Below are 17,673 nucleotides of genomic sequence, written 5' to 3'. Positions count from 1 at the left end.
GTTTGTTTCTTAAGACTACCCGGAGACCGAAATGCCCTTGTCAGTACAGGAAACGGAAGTGAAGAACCCGCCCGTTTCCAGACCGCCGCTCGATCCGCATTTGAAGGCCCTCGAAAACGAAGCGATCCATATCTTTCGCGAAGTGGCGGCGGAATTCGAAAATCCGGTGATGCTCTATTCGATCGGCAAGGACTCCTCCGTCCTGCTGCATCTCGCCCGCAAGGCCTTTTATCCCGGCCGCGTCCCCTTCCCGCTCCTGCACGTGGACACGACGTGGAAGTTCAAGGAGATGATCGCGTTCCGCGACGAGATCGCCGAGAAATACGATCTCGACCTCGTGGTCCACACCAATCCGCGCGGCGCCGAGGAAGGGATCACCCCGTTCAGCCATGGCTCGGCGCTCTACACCGACATCATGAAGACCGAGGCGTTGCGCCAGGCACTCGACGCCGGCGGCTACGATGCGGCCTTCGGCGGCGCTCGGCGTGACGAGGAGGCCTCGCGTGCCAAGGAACGCATCTATTCGTTCCGCACCCCGGACCACAAATGGGACCCGCGCAACCAGCGCCCGGAACTCTGGAACGTCTATAACGGCATGATCCGCAAGGGCGAAAGCGTGCGCGCCTTCCCGCTCTCCAACTGGACCGAGGTCGATATCTGGCGCTATATCCAGGCGGAGGACATCCCGCTCGTGCCGCTGTATTACGCCGCCGAACGCCCCTATGTGGAGCGCGACGGAATGATGATCCTCGCCGAGGATCCGCGGCTCGAGCTGCTGCCGGGCGAAACCGTAAAGCGGGGCATGATCCGGTTCCGCACGCTCGGCTGCTTCCCGCTGACCGGCGCCCTCCACTCGACGGCATCCAACCTCGAAGAAGTGATCGCCGAGCTTGAAATCGCCACGGTTTCCGAACGCCAGGGCCGCGCCATCGACCGCGACCAGTCCGGCTCGATGGAAAAGAAGAAGCGCGAAGGATATTTCTGAGATGACCGCAACAGCAACCTCGCCCTCCGCGACCATCCTCCCCTTCGCAGAGCCCCTGAAGGCCGTGCGCGACACCCGCCCGCTGCGCCTCATCACCTGCGGTTCGGTCGACGACGGCAAGTCGACGCTGATCGGCCGCCTGCTCTGGGACACCAAGGCGGTCAAGGAAGATCAGGCCGCGACGCTCGCCCGTGACTCTGGCAGCCAGAACGACCTCGGCCTGCCGGACTTCGCCCTGCTGCTCGACGGCCTGCAGGCCGAGCGAGAACAGGGCATCACGATCGACGTCGCCTATCGCTATTTCTCGACCGACCGGCGTTCGTTCATCGTCGCCGATACGCCCGGCCATGAACAGTATACCCGCAACATGGCGACCGGTGCCTCGACCGCCGATCTCGCCATCCTGCTGGCCGACGCCCGCGCCGGCCTTCTGGAGCAGACCCGCCGGCATGCGACGATCGCCGCCCTTATGGGCATCCGGCAGTTCGTGCTCGCGGTCAACAAGATCGACCTCGTCCACTACGACAAGGCTGTCTTCGACCGGATCTCCCACGATTTCCGCGAATTCGCCCTGTCGCTCGGCGTGCGCCAGATCACCGCCATCCCGATGTCGGCGCTGAAGGGTGAAAACGTCGTTTATCCGGCCGACACCTCGATGCCCTGGTATGACGGCCCGACGCTGGTCGAAGCGCTGGAGCTGGCGACCGTGCGCTCCACCCAGGCCGGCGGCTTCCGTCTGCCGGTGCAGCGCGTCGTCCGTCCGGGCGAGAGTTTTCGCGGCTACCAGGGAACTGTTGCCGGCGGCTCGGTGAAGCCGGGTGACTCGGTGGTCGTCCTGCCCTCCGGCACCGTCGCCAACGTCAAGCAGATCGTCACCTTCGACCTGGTGCGCAACGCGGCTGTCGCCGGCGATGCCATCACGCTGGTCCTCGACCGGCAGGTGGATATCGCGCGCGGCGACGTGATCGTCTCGCTCGACGGCCAGCCGATGACCGGCCACCATTTCGACGCCCAGCTCGTCTCGCTGCAGCCGGGCGGCATCGAACCCGGCAAACGCTACTGGCTGAAGAGCGGTTCGCGCCGCCAGCGCGTCGCGGTCGAACCGATCAGCCAGCTCGAGCTTGCGACCGGCAAATGGCAGCCGCATGCCTCGACGCTGGCGATGAACGCGATCGGCAAGGTGCGCCTCTCCTTCGAGGAACTGGCGGTCTTCGACGCCTACGACCAGAACCGCTCGACCGGCGCCTTCATCCTGATCGATCCGGATACGCTGAACACGGTTGCCGGCGGCATGATCACCGCCAAGCGCGGCGAAGTCGGCGGCATTCACCGTGAAGACCAGCGCGTCGTGCTGTCGCTGCCGGCCGATCTCGCCGAGCAGCTGATGGCAAGCGAACTCTTCGCCAACCGCCGCGACGAGACCGAGGTCAAGCGGATGACCGCCAAGCAGGCGGCGGAGCTGTTCTCCAACGCCGGCGGCGACATCTGATCTTTGCGATCGGCGGGAAATGGAAAGGGGTCGAAAGGCCCCTTTTTTGTTGCCAGGTCCGCGGTCAGGCAAGCGCCCGCGTCGAACCGCGCTGGATGAGGTTGAACGGCAGCTGGATGACGCGGCTGGGCAGGCATTGGCCGTTGACGGCCCGGATTATGAGATCGGCGGCGCGATAACCCATGTCGAACCGCGGCACTCGGATCGTCGTCAACCCCGGTTCGGCGCAGAGCGCGAACTCCAGGTCGTTATAGCCGCAGATCCCGAAATCATCGGGCACCCGCAGGCCGGCCCTGTGGGCCTCGAACAGCGCGCCGAGCGCAAGATCGTCGTTCTGGCAGAATACCGCATCGACATCGGGAGCCGTTGCCAGCAGCCGCTTGAAGAGGTCGCAGCCAAGCTGCATGCTCGTTTGCCTGTGCTCGGTCATGACGAGGCCCGGATCGTAGAGCCCCGCCTCCTGCATCGCCAGCGCATAGCCATCATGCCGTCTCTGCGCGCGGAGATCGCGGCTGCCGCCGATCAGGCCGATGCGGCTATATCCGCAGGCGAGCAGATGGCGCGTCGCAGTCTCCGCCGCCTCGCGATGATTGATGCCGACCGCGAAACCCGAGGGCAGCAGGTTGAGATCGACGATCTGAACCACCGGGCACGGCGCAAGCGCAAGCAGATCGCTGACCCGCTGGTCCTGCAATCCGGTCAACAGGATGCCGGCCGGATGCTGCGACAGGAAAAGCTTGACCCGTCGGTATTCCTCATCGGGATCGTGGTTGGTATTGGCATACTGGATGCGAAAATCCGTATCGCGCACCCGTTCCTCGATGCCGCTCATGATGCCGAGATAGGCATGATTGGTCAACGCCGGCGCCAGAACCCCGATCATGCCGTTGTGTCGGCTTGCAAGCGCCCGGGCGGCGAGATCGGGCACATATCCCATCTGCTCCACCTGGCAGAGTATCCTCTGCCGAAGTGGCTCGGATACCTTTTCCGGTTCTCGCAGGGCTCGGGAAACGGTGATCGAACTGATCCCGAGAATGTTGGCGACATCAAGCAGGGTCACCCGTTCCGATCTGGCACGTCTAGGCGGCATGCGTTCTGCGGCCCTCTCTCCTGCCGGACGGAGGCCGCCGCCCGAAGCGGCTCCCAATCCGGGAGGTTTTCGACAAGTTACACGTTCCCGCTGTGATGATGCCGCAACGGCATGTCGGGACCTAATACAATCTCACCCCGCCGAAGTGAGGGTTGTGGATAAGGCGGCCCGGAACGGCGGCTTCGATCTATTCGGCCGCGCAGTGGGCCTGATGGAACTACAGTTTTGCGGGGAAAGCTTTCGGGAGAGCGAAATCTCTTGGGAAACCAGAGAGATCAGCTGGTCGGAGTGGAGTGATTCGAACACTCGACCCCCACGTCCCGAACGTGGTGCGCTACCAGACTGCGCTACACTCCGTGACCAGCGGCGCCTCTATAGACCAGCATTTTTCATTGCACAAGCGCCGCTCATGAAAAATATGCGACAGCGGCGTGATCGCCGATGGCCCCGTTGCGGAAAGCCGGAAAATCAGGGCGTTGCAAAAAAGCGGCGCAGGAGAAATTTGATGTCGATGGCCTCTCATCGTCTCGCGAAGCCTGACAGAAATCTGTTACGTGCAGTCTTGAAAACCTTGCCTCCCAGGCACAACAGAAGACATGAAGGATTTTTCAGGATCATGAGCCGCCGCGTCATCGCATCGACCGCCCTTTTCGCGCTCGCCCTTTCGGCCTGCACCACCGTCAGCGTTGCCAGCAATCCGATCGAGAGCCGCTGGGTGGGTCGCTCGGCCGGCGAGTTCTTCGCGAAATTCAGCCCGCCGATCAGCGACACCGACGACGGCTCGACGACCATCTATAACTGGCGCGGCGGCTACAACCGGATCAAGCAGCAGGGCAGCAACCGCTCCGTGAGCGTCAGCTGCACGGCCAAGATCACCGTCTCCTCGAGCTACGTGATCCGCGATATCACCATCGTCTCCGATCGCCCGGGCGCCAACGGCCCGAGCTACTGCACGGAACTGCTGACCGCCAGCTGAGCCGGGCAAGCCCCCACGGGCGGGCTCCACATCATGGAAGCCGCCGGCCGCCGCCCGAAAGGGTGACAGCCGGCGGCAATTTTTGAATGCACCGCAGCGAAAGCGATGCTAGATCTCACGGGCGCTTTGTATAGCGTATCGATGCGATGGACCGTCCGGCGTAGAACCGGCGATGCCGCGGTGGCCGTCATCGGGATCGCATCAGGCGCGGAGAGCCGGCATGGCAGAAGACATTACCTTCGACATGGAATTTTCCCCTTCCTATGGCGTGCCGGTCAGCGTGGCCGAAGGCGTGCAGCGGCTGACCGTCAACAACCCCTCGCCCTTCACCTTTCACGGCACCAATAGCTATATCGTCGGCGGGTCGTCGGTCGCGGTGATCGACCCCGGCCCGGAGGACGAGGTGCATTTCGAGGCGCTGATGGCGGCGCTGAAGGGACGCGAGGTCACCCATATCTTCGTCAGCCACACGCATCGCGACCATTCCCCGCTCGCCCGGCGGCTGAGCGAAGAAACCGGGGCGCTCACCGTCGCCGAAGGACCGCACCGGGCCTCGCGACCGCTGCATGCGGGCGAGGTCAACCCGTTCGCCGAAAGCGCCGACACCGGTTTCGTACCCGACATCGCGGTTGCCGACGGCCAGGTGATCGAGGGGGACGGATGGGCGCTGGCGGCCGTGCACACACCCGGCCATACCGCCAACCATTCCGCCTTCGGGCTGGAAGGAACCGGCGTCCTTTTTTCCGCCGATCACGTGATGGCCTGGGCAACCACGATCGTGGCGCCGCCGGATGGTTCAATGGCCGACTTCATGGCTTCGATCGAAAAACTGCTGCCGCGCGAGGACCGGATCTTCCTGCCCGGTCATGGCGGCCCGGTGAGGGAGCCGGGTTCGTTCCTGCGGGGGCTTCGCACCCATCGGCGGATGCGCGAACGCGCCGTGCTGGAGCGCATCAAGGCCGGCGACCGGCTGATCCCAGACATGGTCAAGGTGATCTATGCCAGCACCGATCCGCGCCTGCATGGGGCGGCGGCCCTTTCCGTGCTCGCGCATCTCGAAGACCTGGTCGAAAAAGGCCGCGTGCTGACCGAAGGCCCGCCATCGCTTGCGGGCGTGTACTGGGCGGCCTAGTTCCCGGCGATCCCGAGAAGTTCGATATCGAGCCGGTCGAGGAAATCCTCGGCGATGGCTTCGCTCATCCCAAGGTCATGCGGCCCGTAACGCGAGGCGACGCGGATATCGACGGAGGTCGTCTCGGCATCTTCGCGCAGCCGGATCACCAGGTCGAAACGCAGGCCGAGAACCAGGGTGCGGGCCTCCCCCTGCAGCAGGACATCGCCGGCATTGACGAAAACCGGCGCGAGGGAGGGTTCCGGGCGCGGCAGCGGGATCGGCGCCACGTCCGGCACCGGCGCCTGTTCGTCCTGCGGCGCGGGCCGCTGCGAGATATCCGGCGCGATCAGCTCGACGCCTTCCTTTTTCGTGATTGCGATCCGGGCTGAGAGCACCGCCTTCTGCACACCCTGATAGACGCGGTCGAGGGCGCCTTCGTAACGCCTGCCGGTGAGGCCGGGATAGGCGGCGAACTGCACCCGACGATCGGCAGGGGTGATCACCGTCGAGCGCGGCAGCCATTTCTGGTTGGCCTTCGGCTCGACAACCCAGGGCGGGGGGTCGGCAATATCGGTGGAAATGTCGTGTAGCGGCGGCAGGGTGTAATAATAGAAGGCGCCGGTCGCCATCACCGCAAGCGGGACAGCGGCATAGATCAGCCCTTTCGTCGCCGCGACGCCGCCGCTTGCGCCGACCTGCCAGAGCCGCATCAGGCCGATCAGCGACAGGGGCACGGAAACGGCGGCAATCGCCGCCGAGAGAAACAGCAGGGCGAGGAAATCCGGCGTCGCCAGGGGACCGAAACGATGCGCCAGCGTGGCGATGACGAACAGCGCCAGGGCCGACAAGGCCAGCCTGCGGGCCGTATAGGCCGAGTGGGAAACGGGCCGGACAAAACGGACGGGCATCGGATCGGCAAAGGCTCCATGGCAACAGCGCTTGCTCCTGTGTAAAACAGCTTCGCCCGGAATGGAATCCCATGGTTGCAGCCCGGCTGAATGAAAAGGAGTTCATGCCCATGCGCCCTCACAGCCTTCTCCTCATCGTCCCGCTTTGCGCCCTGCTGGCCGGCTGCCAGACCATGACGCCGGAGGAACGCCGTGCGGCGGACGAAACTACCTGCGCCAGCTACGGCTTCAAGCGGGGTACGGATGCCATGGCGCGCTGCATGCTCGACATCGAACTCGACCGCCGGGCCGAAGGCCGCTCGATGCAATCCCGTGCCGACGCGATGATGTGGCGGCCGATGGTGGTGGAGCGCCGGGTGATCGTCGAGCGGCGCTGAGCCGCCGGCACAAGAGCGGCGCCATAACGGCGTACTCCATCAAAACCCGCATACCACCGGCCGGGGCTCCTCGATCAGCCCCAGCGATATCCGGCTTCGAAAGCGAATGCCTGTTCTATCACCGGCGGTATTGCAGCTCGATCTTCACGCCTTCCGGGCCGTAGACGAAAATCTGGCCGATGTCGGTACCGGGAATGGCGTCGTGTTCGAAGCGGTAACCGGTCGCTTCGATGTTCCTGACGGCGATATCGCGATCGTAAAACGAGAACGCCGCGTGGTCGTAGATGCCGACCGGAGGATCGTCTTTCCGCTCGGTGATCAGCAGGTGAATGCAGGAATGGCCATCGATATAGAGCCAGTGGCCCGGGAAAGGGAATGGCGGCCGAAACCCTTCCTTTGCCCCCAGCACCTTTTCGAGAAATGCCATCATCGGCCCCGCATCGCGGGTACGGATCGTCACGTGATCCAAACGCGGCATATGCCCCTCCCCTTTGTCGCACCTCTATACCGAGCATAACACAGCATCTGGGAGGCATGGGGGAAAGATCGGGAGCTAAAAATTCTTCATGTCGTAGTGGGGAATACCGACGTCGAAATACTCCTCGCCATAGGCCTTGAAGCCGAAGCGTTCATACATGGAGATCTTGTCGCTCTGGGCGGCCAGATGGAAGCGGTTCTCCCTCGCGTCCTTGTGCGCCTCCATGGCGGCGCGGATCATGGCGCTGGCCACACCCTTGCCGCGCCAGGGCCTGGTGACCGCGACCCGGCCGATCTTGACGCAGTCCTCAGCATAGATAACCCGCAGCGTGCCGCAGACCTCGCCGGAGACGACGGCGACGAAGTGGAAGGCGGTCAGGTCGTCGGCATCGAACTCCATGTCGGCCGGGACGTTCTGCTCGACGATGAAGACCTCCCGGCGAAGGCGGAAACCTTCGTTGCAGAGCGTGCTGAAGACGGGGACGGCGAGGACTGTAACTTGGCTCATGACGGTCTCCGGTTGGCATTTCCGAACGGCGAATTCGTTTGCTCCTGACGGCCGGCATCACATAGACTGCCAATCAGCTTTCAAAAGCGGGTTCGATCTGCCATGATCTTTCCATGAGCGAAACGCAAAAGCCAATCTCGATTGAAGATGCTATTTCGCCGGCGCCGACGGAGGCAGCCGACGACCTGCACGCGTGGCAGGTCAGAAAACTGGCCGAGCGAAAGAAGTCGGCTGATGAAGGACGATTTGCTTCCGCGGAGACCGTGAAGGCGGTGATCCGCAAATTCGTCCCCAATGGATGAACTCGTCTGGCTGGACGAGGCACTGCAAGATCTCGATGAGATTGGCTCCTATATCGCACTCGACAACCCAAAGGCTGCTGAAAACGTGGTTCGTCGCATCGTGGAAGCTGTTTCCATGCTGGCATGGCATCCGAAAGTCGGGCGGCTGACATCGGATGGGGATACCCGGCGTCTCACCATTGCCGGCACTCCCTATATCGCCTTTTATCGTCTGCGCGAACGGGCCGAGATATTGGCAATTTTTCATACATCCCGAAAATGGCCCGACCATTTGAAATAGGCAACAGCTCCGGCGCTCATCCCTTCCTCCTCTCGATCGCCGCCTGCGCCGCCGCAAGGCGGGCGATCGGCACGCGGAAGGGCGAGCAGGAGACGTAGTCGAGATCGGCGTGTTCGCAGAAGCGGATCGAGGTCGGGTCGCCGCCGTGTTCGCCGCAGATGCCGAGCTTCAGGTCATTGCGGGTGCGGCGGCCGCGTTCCGCCGCCATCTGGATCAGTTCGCCGACACCGTCGAAATCGAGCGAAATGAACGGGTCGTGCTCGATGATGCCCTTCTTCTGGTAGGTCGGGATGAAGGCCGCCGCATCGTCGCGCGACATGCCGAAGGTCGTCTGGGTCAGGTCGTTGGTGCCGAAGGAGAAGAACTCGGCCGTCTCGGCGATCACATGGGCGCGGATCGCGGCCCGCGGCAGCTCGATCATCGTGCCGGCGAGATAGGCGATCGGGACGCCGGTTTCCTTGGCGACATCCTCGGCGACGCGGTCGATGACGCCCTTCACATAGTCGAGTTCCTTGCGCAGGCTGACGAGCGGAACCATGATTTCCAGCTCGACCGGCTCGCCGGTGAGCTTTCCGGCCTCCACCGCCGCCTCGAAGATGGCGCGCGCCTGCATTTCGGCAATCTCCGGATAGGAGATCGCCAGCCGGCAGCCGCGATGGCCGAGCATCGGGTTGAACTCGTGGATAGCGTCGATGCGGCGGGCGAGGAAGGCCGGCGGCATCGCCATCGCCTTGGCGACCTCGGCGATCTCGCCTTCCGTCTTCGGCAGGAATTCGTGCAGCGGCGGGTCGAGCAGGCGGATGGTCACCGGCAGGCCGTGCATGATCGAAAACAGCTCGATGAAATCCGAACGCTGCATCGGCAGGAGCTTTCCGAGCGCCTCGCGGCGGCCCTTCTCGTCCTCGGCGAGGATCATCTCGCGCATCACGTGGATGCGGTCGCCTTCGAAGAACATGTGCTCGGTGCGGCAAAGCCCGATGCCTTCGGCCCCGAAGGAGCGGGCGGCACGGGCATCCTGCGGGGTGTCGGCATTGGTGCGCACCGTCATGCGGCGGGTCTTGTCGGCCCAGGCCATCAGCTTGCCGAAATCGCCCGACAGCGCGGGCTGGATCATCGGGACGGCGCCCTTCAGCACCTGGCCGGACGAGCCGTCGATGGTGACCGTGTCGCCGCGCTTCAGCGTCACGCCGCCGCTTCCGATCAGGAGTTCGTTGCGCATGTCGACGCGCATCGAGCCGGCGCCGACGACGCAGGGGATGCCCATGCCGCGGGCGACGACCGCCGCATGGCTGGTCATGCCGCCGCGGGTGGTGAGGATGCCTTCGGCGGCGTGCATGCCATGGATGTCCTCGGGGCTGGTCTCGATGCGCACCAGGATGACCTTGCGGCCCTCGTGCTCCGCCTCGACCGCCTCCTCGGCGGTGAAGACGATCTCGCCGGTCGCGGCCCCCGGTGACGCCGGCAGGCCGGAGCCGACCACGTGGCGCTCGACACGCGGATCGATGGTCGGGTGCAGGAGCTGGTCGAGCGACGGCGGCTCGATTCGGCAGACCGCCGCCTCCTCGGTGATGACGCCCTCCTCCACCATATCGACGGCGATCTTCATCGCCGCGCGAGTGGTACGCTTGCCGGATCGGGTCTGCAGCATCCACAGCTTGCCGCGCTCGACGGTGAATTCGAGGTCCTGCATTTCGCGGTAATGGGCCTCCAGCCGGTCACAGATCGCCTTGAACTCGGCGAATGTTTCCGGCATCAGCTTTTCCATCGACGGCTTTTCGGAGCCGGAGGCGAGACGCCCTTCCTCGGTGATCGATTGCGGCGTACGGATGCCGGCGACGACATCCTCGCCTTGCGCATTGACCAGGAACTCGCCGTAAAGCGCCTTTTCGCCGGTCGATGGATTGCGGGTGAAGGCGACACCGGTCGCAGATGACGAACCGAGGTTGCCGAACACCATGGTCTGGACGTTGACGGCCGTGCCCCATTCCTCCGGAATGCGGTGGAGCAAACGATAGGTCATGGCGCGCGGGTTCATCCAGCTCGAAAAGACGGCGCGGACGGCGCCCCAAAGCTGCACATGCGGATCCTGCGGAAAGCTGGTGCCGAGCTCCTCCTCGATCATCCTCTTGTAGAGACCGACGACATGCTGCCATTCGACGGCGGAGAGGTCGGTATCGTAGTCATGGCCGAGCCTCGCCTTCTCGTCCTCCAGGATTTCCTCGAAGACCTCGTGGTCGAGGCCCATGACCACATCGGCATACATCTGGATAAAGCGGCGATAGCTGTCCCAGGCAAAACGCGCGTCGCCGGCGTCGTGGCCAAGCGCCTGCACGGTCTCGTCGTTGAGGCCGAGGTTCAGCACGGTGTCCATCATGCCCGGCATCGAGGCGCGGGCGCCGGAACGTACGGACAGCAGCAGCGGCTTCGTCTTGCCGCCGAATACGCGGCCGGTCTGCTCTTCGATCGCGGTTATGCCTTCGAGGACCTGTGCCTTCAGGTCATCCGGAAGCGTCCTGCCATTCTCGAAATAGAAAACACAGGCATCGGCGACGATGGTCAGTCCCGGAGGAACAGGCAGGCCGAGGCTTGCCATCTCCGCGAGATTGGCACCCTTGCCACCCAGCCGCTCGACATCCGTGGCGCGGCCCTCCGCCTCGCCACCGCCGAAGCGATAGACCCATTTCGACATTGCTGCTCTCCACCCGTCGCAGTCTTTTGCGCAATAACTACAAGTTTTATGACGGTTTGGAAACGGATCTCGGCAGGATTATGTTGCGTCGCAACAAAAGCGACTCCAGGCGGTTAAGAAACAGTCGTCGGAGCGCTTAAAAACAAAGCTTTGCGGGGCCGGATCACAGGCGGCCCCGCAAAGCTTTCCGCCCGGGACAGGAAACCCGGGCGGGGGGTGGGGAACTTCAAGTCGGACTGCGAAGCGTATGGACGCTCACGCGCGTTCCAATTCCACGGTCCACAGAATAACAATAGTCAGAAAATTACATCCCCCATATGGGTGATTCTACGTAGAATGCAGGCACTTTACCTCAGGATGAAGCGCTAAAAATTGATGCTGGTCAATGAATTGACGTAAATCACGTCGCCAGAGAATGCAACTCGCCACAACTGCATCCGTTCAGCTCGCCTCCCGCAGAAGTTCCGCCGTCTGAAGATCGACGGAAACGAGCTGGGATACGCCCTGCTCGGCCATCGTCACCCCGAAAAGGCGGTTCATGCGGGCCATGGTGATGGGGTTGTGAGTGATGATGATGAAGCGGGTTTCGGTCGATGCCGCCATCTCGTCCATCAGATTGCAATAGCGTTCCACATTGTGATCGTCGAGCGGTGCATCGACCTCGTCCAGCACGCAGATCGGCGCCGGATTGGTGAGGAAGACGGCGAAGATCAGCGCCATAGCCGTCAGCGCCTGCTCGCCGCCGGAGAGCAGCGTCATCGTCTGCGGCTTCTTTCCCGGTGGGCGGGCGAGGATTTCGAGACCGGCTTCGAGCGGATCGTCCGATTCGATCAGCTGCAGTTCCGCCGTGCCGCCGCCGAAAAGGTGGGTGAAGAGCCGCTGGAACTGAACGTTGACCACGTCGAAGGCGGCCAGCAGCCGTTCGCGGCCTTCGCGGTTGAGGCTCTGGATGGCGCCGCGCAGCTTGCGGATCGCGTCGATCACGTCGGCGCGCTCGCGCATCAGGTTGTCGAGCTTGTCGGAAAGTTCCTTCTGTTCCTCGTCGGCCCGCAGGTTGACGGCGCCGAGCCTTTCCCGCTCCATGCGCAGGCGGTCTACCTCGCGCTCGATCTCGCGGACATCCGGCAGGGCCGAGCCGGGCTTCAGGCCCGCCAGCCGCAGGACCTCATGCGGCGCGACATTGAGCGCCTCGCGGATGCGGTTCTCGCTCTCGTGGCGTTTCTCGGCTGCGGAAACCAGACGCTCCTCGGCACGGCCGCGCTTTTCGCGCACCTCGGCGAGTTCGGACAGCGCGACGGCGGCAATCCGGTCAGCCTCGCGCTGATGGGTTTCCGCTTCGGCCAGCCGGTCGGCGGCGGCGCGGCGAGCCTCCTCGGCCTTCTGCAGTTCGGAAAGCAGCGCGCGGCGTTTGTCGTCGAATTCCTCGGGCGCGGCTTCGAGATCGGCGATCTCCTCGCGGGCCTCTTCCTCGCGCTCGCGCAGGCTCTCGATCTGATGGGCGGCACTGGCGGCGCGGGCGGTCCAGGAAGCACGCTCCTGGGCGATCGCCGCAAGGCGCCGCTTGCGGGCCTCTGTCTCGCGGCTCAGCCCCTCGTAACGGGCACGCGCCTCGGCCAGCAGGCCGCGATCGGTCGCGACGACCGCCTGCTGGTCGCGCAGCCGGTTGTCGAGGTGGGAAATGTCCGGCGCGTCCTCGAGTTCGATGCGGGCATTCTCTTCTTGGACGCCGAGATCCTCGATCTGGGCGGTCACCTGGTTCACAGCTTCGCCGGCGACGTCCCGGCGGCGCATCAGGTCGCCGGCGGCGCGTTCGGCGGCGGCCAGCGCATCGCGGGCTTCGGAAAGCTGGCGGGCGGCAATGCGGGCGCGGTCGCGGGCATCGGTCAGCCGCCGTTCCGCCATGGTGATTTCGGACGCGGCGGCGGCCAGCGCCACTTCGGTTTCCGACAGCACGATGCGGGCTTCGTCGATCTCGGCTTCCAGTTCGGAAAGACGGTTCTTCTGGGAGAGCCTGAGCGCTGCGGCACCCGGCGCCTCGGAGCCGGTGACATGCCCGTCCCAGCGATAGACGGCACCTTCCCTGGTCACCAGCCGCTGGCCGGGCCGCAGCAGGCGCATCAGGCGATGCGCATCGCCGGACGCGATCACGCCGATCTGGGCAAGGCTGCGGGACAGTTCCGGCGGCGCGGTGACATGGGCGATCAGCGGCTGGGCACCCTGCGGCAGGCCGGGGTCGCCGGAACCGTCGCCGTTCACCGACCAGTAGGTCGGGGCCGACGCATCGACCGGGCTTTCGAGATCCTCGCCGAGGGCGGCACCGAGGGCAGCCTCGAACCCGCGATCGACGCGGATCATGTCGGCAACCGCGACGAAATCTCCCGACGTGGCGCCGGCGGCCAGCATTTTCGAAATGGTGCGGGCTTCGGTCTCCAGCGCGTTGAGCGCGGAACGGGCGGCCTCCACGGGGCCGCGGGCCATCAGTTCGGCGGAACGCGCGGCGGAAAGCGCCACTTCCACATCCTCGGCGGCGATCGTCGCATCCTCGACGGCGATTTCTGCCGCCTCGACCGCCTCGCGCTTTTCGGCCGGATCGTCGAGGCCGGACAGCCGCTCGTTGATCGCGTCAAGCTCGCCCGTGGCATCGCCGAGCTGCCGGTCGAGGCGCTGGCGGCGCTCGGCGAGATCGCGGATCAGCCGTTCGAGCTGGTTGCGGCCGGCGGCGGCCTCGGCGCGCTCGGCGGTGATCGCCGAAAACAGCGCTTCGCTGCTGACAAGCGATGCGGCCGCGGCCTCGAAAGTCTCGCGCATCTCCTCGGCTTCGGCGCCGGAATCGGCGAGCATGTCGTTGAGTTCGGCCTCTTCCTGGCCAAGCCTTTCGAGGAAGGCGGTGTTGTCGGCGGCGAGCCGTTGCTCGCGGGCGATATCCTCGCCGAGCTGGACGAGCCGGCGGGTCAGTTCGTCGCGGCGTTTCAGGAGGCGGTTCGCCTCTTCTTCCAGCTGGCCACGGGCGATCTGCAGGCGCTGGAGAGCAGCGCCGGCCTTCGCCTCCTCCTCGCGCAGTTCCGGCAGCCTGAGGCTGGCGATCGCCTGTTGCTTGGCGGCCTCCATCTGCGCTTGCGCCTTTTCGGCGACGACGCTGGTGATCTGGTTCAGCGCGCTTTCCGCCTCGCCCTCCGCCTCCCTGGCCTGCACCCAGCGGATATGCAGCAGCATCGCCTCGCGGGCGCGGATATCGGCCGACAGGGTCTTGAAGCGGCTCGCCTGGCGGGCCTGGCGCTTGAGGCTCTCGATCTGGCTTTCGAGCTGCGAGAGCACGTCGTCCAGACGTTCGAGATTACCCTCGGCGGCGCGCAGCCGCAGTTCCGCTTCGTGGCGGCGGGAATGCAGGCCGGAAATGCCGGCCGCCTCTTCGAGAAGCTGGCGGCGGGCCTGGGGTTTTGCCTGGATCAGCTCGCCGATGCGGCCCTGGCCGACCATGGAGGGCGAGCGGGCGCCGGTCGAGGCATCGGCGAACAGCAGCTGCACATCCTTGGCGCGGGCTTCCTTGCCGTTGATGCGATAGACGGAGCCGGACTCGCGCTCGATGCGGCGCGTCACCTGGATCTCGTCGGCATCGTTGAAGGCGGCGGGCGCCGTGCGGTCGGCATTGTCGAGATAGAGGCCGACTTCGGCGGTGTTGCGGGCCGGACGGTTGCCGGACCCCGAGAAGATCACGTCGTCCATGCCGGACGCGCGCATGTTCTTGTAGGAGTTTTCCCCCATCACCCAGCGCAGCGCTTCGACAAGATTGGACTTGCCGCATCCGTTCGGGCCGACCACGCCGGTCAGCCCGCGCTCGATGACGAATTCCGTCGGTTCGACGAAAGACTTGAATCCGAGGACGCGCAGCTTGTTGAACTTCATGCCGCGCCCCTCACCTTCCCGTCAGGGAAGGCGTACTCACGACAGGCTGTCGATGAGCTTCGACATGGATTCAACCGACATATCTCCCGAATATTTCTTGCCGTTGATCAGGAAGGTCGGCGTGGAGTTGACGCCAAATTCATCCGCTCCCCGCTTAACGACAGCATTCACTTGATCCAGAAGCTTCTGGTTCGTCAAGCAGGCCTCGAAAGTCTGCTGTGAGTAACCCGCGACTTTGACCGTCTGGAGCAGCGCATTGCGCACGTTTCCGTCAGCAGGCGACGCCCAGCCGCGCTGCTGCTTGAAGAGCATCGAGACCATCGGGAAATACTGGGCTGGCGTTGCAAGCTCGGCGGCGTTCTGCGGGCTGCAGCGGGCAAGCATGAAAGCGGCGGTCGCGACCGGATCGAACGGGAATTCGCGGATGATGAAGCGCGCCTTGCCTGTGTCGATATAGTTGGTCTTGATCGTGTCGAACGTCTTGTTGTGGAAATTGGCGCAATGCGGGCAGGTCATCGACATGTATTCGATGATCGTGACCTTGGCCTTTTCGTCACCCAGCGCCATTTCCGGCAGCGGGCCGGGCTTTACCGCAGCGGCCATGTCCACGTCGCCCTGGGACTCCGGCATTTCCTGCGCGAAGGCTTCGGAAGCCCCCAGCGGCAGCGCCAGGCAAAGGGCGGTGACGGCCACTCCGCCGAGAAGAGCGCGCCTGGTCATGGTCATTTCGTTCATCTGCATGGAACACCCGTTTGCGAGAGATCTTCAATAAAGGTGACATTCCGTATCGCGGCGCCCCAACGCGAACAAGCTGTCGATAGGCAAATCTCTTCAAAGAATTGTGACAAATCGGAGGTCTATCAAGAGGATCGGCGGGTTTATCTCTCAGACCTTGCGTTTCTGCTGCAGGACGGCGGTGCCGAGCCTTGCCACGGCTTTCTTCAGCGCCTCGCTCTCGATGCCTTCCATCATGGCCTCCAACCGCTTGGCGGCCTCACCCTTCAAGGGCGGCGGCTTGCGCGGATGTTTGAAGGTCTGGGACACCGGTTTCTGGACGATGCGGATCTGGCGCACGGCCGGAAAACCGAAAAAGCCGTTGATGCGGGCGATCAGTTCGCCCTGGGCATGGGTGAGGAAAAGCGCGCGCGCACCTTCGCAGGCGATCGTCAGCACGCCGGCCTGGTGGCCGCCGCCCGAACCGGTGCCCTCGTCGCGGCGCGGCCAGGCGATCTTTTCCGGCCGCGTGCAATCGGCGAAATCCTCGCCGGCGATCTCGTCCCAGGAACCGAGCAGCGCCGTCGATATGCCGGCGCGGCGAGCGAGCACCGGATCGATGATGCCGTTCGCCACTTCCGAGATCTGCCGCTCGCGTTTCTTGGGATAACTCATGACGCCTGCCATTGTGGCGCCGGCAGGCCTTGATGCCGGCGCACTCTTCCCACAACTATACGCCATCTCTTCCCATAACGGCAAACAATGCTCCAGACGATCCACATTACCCATGCCCAGAAGCTGCTGACCTGGTACGACCGGCACCATCGCGAGCTTCCGTGGCGGGTGAGCCCGGCCGCGGCAAAGGCCGGGAAACGGGCCGATCCCTACCATGTCTGGCTTTCGGAAGTGATGCTGCAGCAGACCACCGTGCAGGCAGTGAAACCGTATTTCGCCAAATTCCTGGCGCTCTGGCCCAGGGTGACCGACCTTGCAGCCGCGCCGGTCGAGGACGTGATGGCCGCCTGGGCGGGCCTTGGCTACTACGCCCGTGCCCGCAACCTGAAGAAATGCGCCGAAGCGGTTGCCGCCGAGCACGACGGGGTGTTTCCCGATACGGAGGAAGGCCTTCGAGCGCTTCCCGGCATCGGTGACTATACATCCGCCGCCGTCTCGGCCATCGCCTTCAACCGTCAGTCGGCCGTCATGGACGGCAATGTCGAGCGGGTGATTTCGCGGCTCTACGCCATCGACGCGCCGCTGCCGGGATCGAAACCCGTCATGAAGGCAAAGGTGGCGGACCTGACGCCGACCGACCGGCCGGGCGATTTCGCGCAAGCCATGATGGATCTCGGCGCAACGATCTGCACCCCGAAACGGCCGACCTGCGCACTCTGTCCCTTCCGCGACGACTGCCTGGCCTTCGCAGAGCACGATCCGGAGCGGTTTCCGGTCAAGGCGGCGAAGAAGGAAAAGCCGGTACGGCTCGGCGCCGTCTTCGTTGCCGTGACGCCCGAGGGCGAGGTGCTCCTGAGGCGGCGGATCGACAGCGGGTTGCTCGGCGGGATGACCGAAGTGCCGACCACGGCCTGGACATCGCGCATCGACGGCGGGACGACGACGGAGCATGCCCCCTTCCCCGCGGACTGGGAGGCATCCGGTACCGTCACCCATGTCTTCACCCATTTCGAACTGAGGCTCTCCGTCTTCCGGGCGAAGACCGCACGGGTCGCCACTATTGACGGATGGTGGGAGCCGGTCACAAATCTTGAAGCCCAGGCGCTGCCGACGGTGATGAAAAAAGCCATCTCTCAGGCTATTCCTCTGGCCTTCGAAAAGTCCCCGAACTGAATTTCCAGGAAAC

Annotated in this window: 16 protein-coding genes and 1 tRNA gene; 8 read left to right on the top strand and 9 right to left on the bottom strand. The window is 64.3% G+C overall.

What is annotated here, in order from left to right; all coding sequences use genetic code 11:
- Nucleotides 1-31 precede the first annotated feature (31 nt).
- Nucleotides 32-985, top strand: a complete 954-nt coding sequence (gene cysD, locus ACSQ8R_RS02780) for a sulfate adenylyltransferase subunit CysD (protein ID WP_436251983.1) — start codon at nt 32-34, stop codon at nt 983-985.
- Between the two features lies 1 nt (nt 986).
- Nucleotides 987-2,474: a sulfate adenylyltransferase subunit CysN gene (cysN, locus tag ACSQ8R_RS02775; RefSeq protein WP_436251982.1), complete on the top strand. Its 1,488-nt coding sequence runs from the start codon at nt 987-989 to the stop codon at nt 2,472-2,474.
- 64 nt (nt 2,475-2,538) lie between these two features.
- Here cysN and ACSQ8R_RS02770 read toward each other — a convergent pair whose 3' ends face one another.
- Both ACSQ8R_RS02770 and ACSQ8R_RS02765 read right to left on the bottom strand, forming a co-directional pair.
- Nucleotides 2,539-3,564, bottom strand: coding sequence for a LacI family DNA-binding transcriptional regulator (locus tag ACSQ8R_RS02770; protein WP_436251981.1), 1,026 nt, complete (start codon nt 3,562-3,564; stop codon nt 2,539-2,541).
- A gap of 280 nt (nt 3,565-3,844) precedes the next feature.
- Nucleotides 3,845-3,921, bottom strand: a tRNA-Pro gene (locus ACSQ8R_RS02765).
- A gap of 259 nt (nt 3,922-4,180) precedes the next feature.
- Here ACSQ8R_RS02765 and ACSQ8R_RS02760 point away from each other — a divergent pair.
- Nucleotides 4,181-4,540: a hypothetical protein gene (locus tag ACSQ8R_RS02760; RefSeq protein ID WP_436251980.1), complete on the top strand. Its 360-nt coding sequence runs from the start codon at nt 4,181-4,183 to the stop codon at nt 4,538-4,540.
- Nucleotides 4,541-4,760: 220 nt separating this feature from the next.
- Entirely contained in the window at nt 4,761-5,672 is a 912-nt protein-coding gene (locus ACSQ8R_RS02755; protein ID WP_436251979.1) for an MBL fold metallo-hydrolase, read from the top strand.
- On the opposite strand, the gene ACSQ8R_RS02750 is transcribed toward ACSQ8R_RS02755, so the two are convergent.
- Entirely contained in the window at nt 5,669-6,562 is an 894-nt protein-coding gene (locus ACSQ8R_RS02750) for a DUF1499 domain-containing protein (protein ID WP_436251978.1), read from the bottom strand. The genes ACSQ8R_RS02755 and ACSQ8R_RS02750 overlap by 4 nt on opposite strands.
- A gap of 110 nt (nt 6,563-6,672) precedes the next feature.
- Between ACSQ8R_RS02750 and ACSQ8R_RS02745 the strand changes: the two genes are divergently transcribed.
- Nucleotides 6,673-6,939, top strand: a complete 267-nt coding sequence (locus tag ACSQ8R_RS02745) for a hypothetical protein (protein WP_436251977.1) — start codon at nt 6,673-6,675, stop codon at nt 6,937-6,939.
- A gap of 118 nt (nt 6,940-7,057) precedes the next feature.
- Here ACSQ8R_RS02745 and ACSQ8R_RS02740 read toward each other — a convergent pair whose 3' ends face one another.
- Both ACSQ8R_RS02740 and ACSQ8R_RS02735 read right to left on the bottom strand, forming a co-directional pair.
- A complete protein-coding gene (locus ACSQ8R_RS02740) occupies nt 7,058-7,417 on the bottom strand; it encodes a VOC family protein (RefSeq protein WP_436251976.1) in 360 nt (119 codons plus the stop codon).
- 75 nt (nt 7,418-7,492) lie between these two features.
- Nucleotides 7,493-7,924 carry a GNAT family N-acetyltransferase gene (locus tag ACSQ8R_RS02735; protein ID WP_436251975.1) on the bottom strand — a complete coding sequence of 144 codons (432 nt, stop codon included), beginning with the start codon at nt 7,922-7,924 and terminating at the stop codon, nt 7,493-7,495.
- Between the two features lie 113 nt (nt 7,925-8,037).
- On the opposite strand from ACSQ8R_RS02735, the gene ACSQ8R_RS02730 reads away from it, so the two are divergent.
- Together ACSQ8R_RS02730 and ACSQ8R_RS02725 are read left to right on the top strand one after the other, a co-directional pair.
- Nucleotides 8,038-8,226 (top strand): hypothetical protein, encoded by a 189-nt coding sequence (locus ACSQ8R_RS02730; RefSeq protein ID WP_436251974.1) that lies wholly within the window; start codon nt 8,038-8,040, stop codon nt 8,224-8,226.
- On the top strand, nt 8,219-8,506 hold the full coding sequence (locus ACSQ8R_RS02725; RefSeq protein WP_436251973.1) for a type II toxin-antitoxin system RelE/ParE family toxin: 288 nt from the start codon (nt 8,219-8,221) through the stop codon (nt 8,504-8,506). Before ACSQ8R_RS02730 ends, ACSQ8R_RS02725 begins: the two co-directional genes overlap by 8 nt.
- A 16-nt stretch (nt 8,507-8,522) precedes the next feature.
- Here the strand turns inward: ACSQ8R_RS02725 and ppdK are convergent, their stop codons facing one another.
- The 4 genes from ppdK to ACSQ8R_RS02705 form a co-directional block, all read right to left on the bottom strand.
- Nucleotides 8,523-11,195, bottom strand: coding sequence for a pyruvate, phosphate dikinase (gene ppdK, locus ACSQ8R_RS02720; RefSeq protein WP_436251972.1), 2,673 nt, complete (start codon nt 11,193-11,195; stop codon nt 8,523-8,525).
- Between the two features lie 441 nt (nt 11,196-11,636).
- Nucleotides 11,637-15,098 (bottom strand): chromosome segregation SMC family protein, encoded by a 3,462-nt coding sequence (locus tag ACSQ8R_RS02715; RefSeq protein WP_436251971.1) that lies wholly within the window; start codon nt 15,096-15,098, stop codon nt 11,637-11,639.
- A 36-nt stretch (nt 15,099-15,134) separates the two neighbouring features.
- Entirely contained in the window at nt 15,135-15,839 is a 705-nt protein-coding gene (locus tag ACSQ8R_RS02710; protein WP_436251970.1) for a DsbA family protein, read from the bottom strand.
- Nucleotides 15,840-15,983: 144 nt separating this feature from the next.
- Nucleotides 15,984-16,487: a DUF721 domain-containing protein gene (locus ACSQ8R_RS02705; RefSeq protein WP_436251969.1), complete on the bottom strand. Its 504-nt coding sequence runs from the start codon at nt 16,485-16,487 to the stop codon at nt 15,984-15,986.
- A gap of 87 nt (nt 16,488-16,574) precedes the next feature.
- Between ACSQ8R_RS02705 and mutY the strand changes: the two genes are divergently transcribed.
- The gene (mutY, locus tag ACSQ8R_RS02700; RefSeq protein ID WP_436251968.1) at nt 16,575-17,660 is read left to right on the top strand and encodes an A/G-specific adenine glycosylase; all 1,086 of its coding nucleotides are present in this window, start codon (nt 16,575-16,577) and stop codon (nt 17,658-17,660) included.
- The last annotated feature ends 13 nt before the right edge of the window (nt 17,661-17,673 follow it).

Source organism: Neorhizobium sp. LjRoot104, from assembly GCF_964253725.1.
GTDB lineage: Bacteria > Pseudomonadota > Alphaproteobacteria > Rhizobiales > Rhizobiaceae > Neorhizobium.
This window is presented reverse-complemented; position numbering and strand designations above follow the sequence as displayed.